The organism is Lachnospira multipara LB2003, from assembly GCF_000702205.1.
In the GTDB taxonomy this organism is placed as follows: domain Bacteria; phylum Bacillota; class Clostridia; order Lachnospirales; family Lachnospiraceae; genus Lachnospira; species Lachnospira multipara_A.
Genome location: NZ_JNKW01000014.1, coordinates 45,437 through 52,087, shown reverse-complemented (window position 1 = coordinate 52,087; position 6,651 = coordinate 45,437). Strand labels below are relative to the sequence as shown.

At 33.8% G+C, this 6,651-nt stretch carries 6 protein-coding genes; 3 read left to right on the top strand and 3 right to left on the bottom strand.

The genetic code is table 11. The features are described from left to right. Positions 1–364: 364 nt before the first annotated feature. Positions 365–790, bottom strand: coding sequence for a MarR family winged helix-turn-helix transcriptional regulator (locus T537_RS0108840; RefSeq protein WP_051555034.1), 426 nt, complete (start codon positions 788–790; stop codon positions 365–367). Positions 791–804: 14 nt separating this feature from the next. Further along, positions 805–2,211: an MATE family efflux transporter gene (locus T537_RS0108835; RefSeq protein ID WP_031557325.1), complete on the bottom strand. Its 1,407-nt coding sequence runs from the start codon at positions 2,209–2,211 to the stop codon at positions 805–807. A gap of 195 nt (positions 2,212–2,406) precedes the next feature. On the opposite strand from T537_RS0108835, the gene T537_RS0108830 reads away from it, so the two are divergent. Genes T537_RS0108830 through T537_RS0108820 form a run of 3 tightly spaced genes read left to right on the top strand, consistent with a single transcriptional unit; the run spans position 2,407 to position 4,592 of the window. Then, complete coding sequence (locus T537_RS0108830; RefSeq protein WP_031557323.1) at positions 2,407–2,787, top strand: PH domain-containing protein; 381 nt, start codon at positions 2,407–2,409, stop codon at positions 2,785–2,787. 5 nt (positions 2,788–2,792) lie between these two features. Beyond that, the gene (locus tag T537_RS0108825; RefSeq protein WP_031557320.1) at positions 2,793–3,725 is read left to right on the top strand and encodes a DMT family transporter; all 933 of its coding nucleotides are present in this window, start codon (positions 2,793–2,795) and stop codon (positions 3,723–3,725) included. 21 nt (positions 3,726–3,746) lie between these two features. Next, positions 3,747–4,592: a pyridoxamine kinase gene (locus T537_RS0108820; RefSeq protein ID WP_031557317.1), complete on the top strand. Its 846-nt coding sequence runs from the start codon at positions 3,747–3,749 to the stop codon at positions 4,590–4,592. A 98-nt stretch (positions 4,593–4,690) separates the two neighbouring features. Here the strand turns inward: T537_RS0108820 and T537_RS0108815 are convergent, their stop codons facing one another. Continuing rightward, positions 4,691–6,514, bottom strand: coding sequence for a hypothetical protein (locus T537_RS0108815; protein WP_031557315.1), 1,824 nt, complete (start codon positions 6,512–6,514; stop codon positions 4,691–4,693). Positions 6,515–6,651: the final 137 nt, after the last annotated feature.

Here is a 6,651-nt window from a genome sequence, read left to right as displayed (position 1 = left end):
TGACAAGACCTCCCTTGGTACCACACGTTTCTTTCTCTCCACATATCTGCCACATTTACTACAGTTAATTCCGAGTAGTTATTGGACTTCAGTTTGTAATGCAACCTTATCCTTAACTATAGCCTGATGTGATTTCTGTTCGTCAGACCAGAGATTTGCCTCCACCTTCCTTCAGATTCCACCTCACGATGGACACCCTTGGTCTTGGCTGTATCCTTCCCACTACTAGGGCGGATTAGGGACTTTCACCCATTAGAAACGTGCGCCGCAAGGCGCACATCAAAAAGGCAACTACTTAGTATTACTAAGTAGTTGCCTTTACTAATTGTTATCTTTTACGTATCAGTAACTATATTTTATAAAACTAGAGCTCATCCAAAGCCTCATCCAGCTTTGTTAGATACTCCTTAAATTGTAACTTCTCTTCTAAGCTAAAATCCTTAGTTGCATTTAGATTATTATTAGTCAAAATCTCTGATAGCTCCTCATGAATAGAAAGGGCAAGTTCCGTAGGATATACGTGATTAATTCGCTTATCCTTCTCATCCTTTTGTCTATAAATATATCCCTTTTCCTCTAGATTTTTAATAACTCTTGTAGTAAAGCCCTTATCTACATAGACATAATCTGAGATTTGATCCTGAGTAAAGCCTTGGTTATTACAAATAGCCATATATATAGGAAACTCTCCTGCTGTAAGATTGTACTTTGCAATCTTTCTTGACAACTTACTCTGTTGCTTTCTTGCTATAAAAGAAATTAGTCTTAGAATTCTTATATCATCCTCCATAAAGCCTCCTAATTTTAAGCTATCTTAGTTTCCTTACCTATATTGAATCTTAAATTCTTTAATTCCTTTATTACAAATATAGCTGAAACTAAGGCTGCCATAAAATCTGCCACTGGTCCTGCAAACATAATACCATCAATCTTAAAGAATAATGGAAGGATTAAAAGTAGTGGCAATAGGAAAATGATCTGTCTTGTAAGGGATAAGAAGCCACCAATCTTTGCCTTTCCAATAGCTGTAAAGAAATTCGAGCTTGTAAGCTGTAGGAAATTAAGCATTGTAAAGAATAGATAGATTTTAAAATATCTCACTGCAAATAGGTAGTAAGTCTCGCTTGTTCCCTTGCCAAAGATAGAAATTATTTCTTTTGGAAAGAAGAAGAATAAAACCCATGCGATGCAAGATATAATAAAGCTTACTCTAATGGTCTTTTTGTAGACCTCAATTACTCTGTCATATTTTCTAGCACCGTAGTTAAAGCTAGCAATAGGCTGCATTCCCTGAGACATACCAATGACAAAAGATAGATAAACCTGATTTACCTTTGTGGCAATACCAACTACTGCAATAGCTGTCTCTGCCCCATAAATTGAAATTGCCCCGTAATACTTTAGAGAATTATTTAAAACAATCTGTACAAGCATCATGGCAAGCTGGTTTATAAAAGGTGCCACTCCAAGAGATATAGTTGGGAAAATATATTTTGTTTGCATACGAAGATGCTTAAATCTTAAATTGACTGACTTAGTATGAGCTAAATAGTAAATTACAAAAAGACATGATACGCATTGTCCAATTACTGTAGCAATAGCTGCACCCGCCATACCAAAGCCAAGTACAAATACAAAAATTGCATCAAGAATTGTATTAACAATAGCGCCTACTAAGTTACAAAGCATACTGATTCTTGGTCTACCATCAGCTCTAATTAAATGTCCACCAGTTGTTGTAAGAATTAACATTGGAAAGCCAATAGCAGTAATTCTTGTATATTCACAAGCTAATGGAAGAATTGAGCTTGAGGCTCCAAAAAATGTAAGCATAGGCACCAGAAAAATCTCAGCTATAAAAGATAGCACAATACCACAAATAAACGCTGTTATTGCTGCATTTCCCATAAAATATTCTGCCATATCCTCTCTTTGCTTACCCATATGAATATTAAAAGTTGATGCTCCTCCTATACCAAAAAGCAAGGCAATAGCTATACTTGATATTGATAGAGGGAAAGCAATATTAGTTGCAGCATTTCCTAACTCTCCCACTTTCTGACCAATAAAGAACTGATCCACAATATTATATAAAGAACCCACAAGCATAGAAACTATACTTGGTATAGCAAATGTTCTAATTAGCTTAGACACCGGTTTAACACCTAATGGATTCACAATTTCCTTGGTAAAATTATTACTCTCGACCATAACACATACTCCTTTCAAAACAAATCAATTATATCCGTGGATTAGTTGACTTGTCAACTATATAAATCTAATTTTGTTGAATGTTTTAACTATTAATGATACACTGTTATTATATTTTTAGGCTATTAGATAGATATAAAGGCCAAGAATATAACATATATAAATATGAATTTAACATAATGGAGGACAATTTTTATGTGGAAAGAACGTAAAAGAATCTGGTGTGGATTACCTTTCACTTTTACTACATATAGCGGAGACGAAACTAGACTTTTTGTAGATAAGGGCTTTTTAAACAAAAAGCAAGACGAAGTCCAGTTATACAGAATCTTAGACCTTTCTGTTTCTAGAAGCCTTGGCCAGCGTATCTTTGGACTTGGTACTATTCAGATTTGTTCATCTGATAAGACTTTAGGCGATTTTGAATTAAAAAATATCAAGCACGTAATGCAGGTTAAGGAAGAATTATCTAGAAATGTAGAAATCATGCGTGATAAGAAGCGTGTTACAAGTAGAGAATTCTTAGGACATGATGAATACGAACATGAGAATGAATATGATAACGAGGAAAACTAAATCAAATGAAAGAGAACAATAATTTTTTCCAAAAAAATATAGTGATCTTTTGTGCTGCGTTGCTCTGCTGCTTTTTGTGGGGCAGCGCTTTTCCATGTATTAAGATTGGCTATAAACTTTTTAATATAGGATCAAAGGATGTATTTTCACAGATTCTTTTTGCAGGAATAAGATTTTTCCTTGCTGGAATCCTTACAATTATAATAGGTAGCATAATTCAAAAGAAATTCTTGATAGCTAAAAAATCATCAATTGGTATGGTTTGTACATTAAGTTTATTTCAAACTATAATCCAATATTTCTTCTTTTATGCTGGACTTGCCCACGCTACAGGGGTTAAATCATCTATTATTAATGGTATGACAACATTTTTTGCCATCCTTATAGCTTGTTTAGTAAGAAAGCAAGAAAAACTCACACCTTCTAAATTAATAGGATGTGTTCTAGGAATTATTGGCGTTGTAGTTGTATCCCTTTCTGGTGGATCAATTGGCGCTAGCTTTAGCTTTAATGGAGAAGGCTTTATTTTAATTGCTGCTGTATCCTATGCCATTTCATCAGTGTTGGTAAAGGAATTCTCAATTAGAGAAAATCCTGTAGTTCTTAGTGGTTACCAATTTTTATTTGGTGGCCTTGTAATGATTATTGCAGGATTTTTATTTGGTGGTAGAATAAGTGTTACAAGCCTTGCAGGAGTTATTTTGCTTATATATATGGCAATGATAAGTGCTGTTGCTTACTCTCTTTGGGGAACCTTGCTTAAATATAATTCTGTTTCAAAGGTTACTATTTACGGATTTACTAATCCAATTTTTGGTGCCCTACTTTCTGCAATATTCCTAAGAGAATACGACAAGCTAAATATCTACTGCCTTATTGCACTAGCATTAGTTTCTGCAGGAATATATGTAGTAAATAGATCGCCTAAGAATAAATAGGAGGTCATTTGAAAGGATTTTATGAAAAAAGTAGCTGTAATTAACGATTTATCTGGTTTTGGTAAATGCTCACTATCTGTAGCTCTACCTATTATATCTGTGCTTGGAAGTCAATGTGTACCACTAGCAACTGCTGTATTTACATCACAAACTGACTTTTCTTACTACTACTACACTGATTTAACAGATATGATTGATAAATACATAGAATACTGGAAATTAAACAATGCCAGTTTTGATGGTATCTACTCAGGATATGTAACAAATCACGGACAAGCTCTTCTTGTAAGCAAATTTATTGATCAATTCAAAACAGATAAAACTAAGATCTTAATTGATCCTGTAATGGGTGATAATGGCACCACATTTAAAATGTTTACTAATGAACTTCTAAATACACATAAGGAATTAACTAAGAAGGCTAATATTATAACTCCAAATTTAACTGAAAGTTGCCTTCTTGCTGACATTCCAATTACAAGCATTGCTAAATGTAATAATGATAAAGATAGCCTCTTAGAATTAGCTATTAAAGCTGCTAATATTCTAAAAGCAAGGGCTAATAATGATCAGGAAGTAATTATAACAGGAATAAATACTGCTATAGATAATGACCATGTGGTTTATAACCTAGTATCTGATGCTAATGGTGATTACTTTACCTCAACACCTATGATAAACAAGCGTTTTTCAGGTACAGGCGATATTTTTGCTTCCATAATCACAGGACTTATAATGAAAGATGTAGATACTCTTAGCGCTGTTAAAAAAGCCCAGGATTTCATTGTTTCATGTATAAATGATACACCTGATACTACTAATCCAAGCGACGGAGTGTACTTTGAAAAGCATCTAAAGGATTTATAATTAAACAAGCCGTGTTAACTTACGCGTTAACACGGCTATTTTTGCATTAAATTTTATTTTACATTTATACTATTCGTTTTATTGGAAACATTTAATTTTTAATAAATATTAAAGTAAACTGCACCTGGAATTCCATTTGACTTACATGTTGAAATGATAGAATTCTTAGTAGAATTTACCTTACTTCTAATTGTTGACTGATTAGATGAGCTTGGTGTTGTTACTGACTTACCACTTGGTAACTTATCACCTGAAGCACCACTAAAGCCATAGATATTAGTCCATGTCTTAATTGAAAGTGGCTGAATATAATAGTTGTAACCATTATCAAAAGCTACACAGTTAGAGAATGAACCAGTAACTGAGCTATTATTATTATCAAAGCCCTTCTTAGCATTATCAAAAGCTAAGCAATGTGAGAATACTCTTGTTGCAGAACTTGTTGAATAAGCTGAGCCCATCTTAAATCCGTTAGGGTTACCATCATAATTAGAGCCAGTCCATGATGAAATTGAAATTGTACCTACATTTGTAACAATAAAATTAGATGTTGGTAATGAGAACTTTTTATTAGCGTAGTTTGAAGCAAATGAAGAATCCTTTTTCATAATTAACTGTACTAATAATAGATTTGTATCAAGTGCATTACCATTATCATAATCATACTTACCTGTAAATACATCTGGATTACCATTATTCCAGCAAGCACACTGAGTATATGTAATATCTGGTGTTACATCACCTGACTTATCATATGAATCCCAGCCATCATCTGAATTATCCCATGCATAGCAGCAATAGAATGAATTACCAGCACCTGCACCAAGCTTTGGAGCAAAACCATCAGCATTGCCACCTAATGTATAAACATCACAGTTACGATAACTTGATACATATTCAATTTTGTTAGAATATGCACCTGCTGTAATCTGTAAACCAGCATCGTTATTATATCTTGTTACTACATTAGATACAGTGTTATGACCTGCGCTTGTACCCTTAATCTGAATACCATTATCTGGTGCCTTTTGTACAATTAAATTCTTAATTGTGTAGTATGAACCTGAAATTCTAATACCTACTGCACTATCTGATGTTGCCTTACCTATGTAGCTTTGTAAGAATGAATTAAAATCAAGAACTGGATATGAACCATCGCTATTTTGTACACCAATGATTTCTACCTTAGCATTAGTCTTTGAAAGAGCAATCTGACCTGTACAAGAAATGCTTGTTCCCTTTACATAAACCTTACCGCCACCTGCCTGTTCAGCCTTACTAATAGCTGAAACAAGACTTTGATATGATGTTACTACAGTACCATCTGATGTATCAACAGATGAGCTTGAGCCTGAACCTGATCCTGAGCTTGAGCCTGAATTAGAACTATTAGAATCTACCTGAATCTTATAGATGTTAATACCACTATTTTCTGAATATAAATAAACATAACCTGAAGAACCAGAATAATTATAGCTTACTGTAGCTGCACTAGAACTTGCTGTTAACTTAGTTAATGCACTTCCCTGTGAATTAGCAACTACTAAAGATCTACTATCTGAGCCTGAGCTCTTCATTGTAACCTTAATTGTATCACTGCCTGATACTGGAACCTTCACAGCACGATATGAAGTACTACCACTACCACCAGTTGCTAAACAATATGTGTACTCTGTTCCACCTACTGTCTGTGTGTCTGCCTTTACAGACATTGTCTTACTGCTTGTTGCAAGTAAAGTTAAACCATCTACTGTAGTTGTAGATGAAATTGTTCCAAGGCTCTTAAAATTACTATTCTTAAAATTCCAAGAACTAGTTTCAGAAGCCGAAACCATTAAACTACTAGAGCCTGCAAATGTAGCTAGTGTAACAATAAGTGTTAACAACGCAGCAAAAGCCCTTTTTATACTTCTTTTTAACATAAAACCTCCCGTAAAATTTAATGCAAAATCATAATATCATTTTACGAAAAGCCTAGTATATAGTAAAAAAGGGCTTTTTAGATACATATTTTTAGTAATTTCGTACGATTATTTTCAAAAAACTTTCTAATTTTTGT

Bases quoted from the DNA above. Each gene is read 5' to 3' on its own strand.
- T537_RS0108840 (WP_051555034.1), bottom strand. From the start codon at position 790: ATGGAGGATGATATAAGAATTCTAAGACTAATTTCTTTTATAGCAAGA.
- T537_RS0108835 (WP_031557325.1), bottom strand. From the start codon at position 2,211: ATGGTCGAGAGTAATAATTTTACCAAGGAAATTGTGAATCCATTAGGT.
- T537_RS0108830 (WP_031557323.1), top strand. From the start codon at position 2,407: ATGTGGAAAGAACGTAAAAGAATCTGGTGTGGATTACCTTTCACTTTT.
- T537_RS0108825 (WP_031557320.1), top strand. From the start codon at position 2,793: ATGAAAGAGAACAATAATTTTTTCCAAAAAAATATAGTGATCTTTTGT.
- T537_RS0108820 (WP_031557317.1), top strand. From the start codon at position 3,747: ATGAAAAAAGTAGCTGTAATTAACGATTTATCTGGTTTTGGTAAATGC.
- T537_RS0108815 (WP_031557315.1), bottom strand. From the start codon at position 6,514: ATGTTAAAAAGAAGTATAAAAAGGGCTTTTGCTGCGTTGTTAACACTT.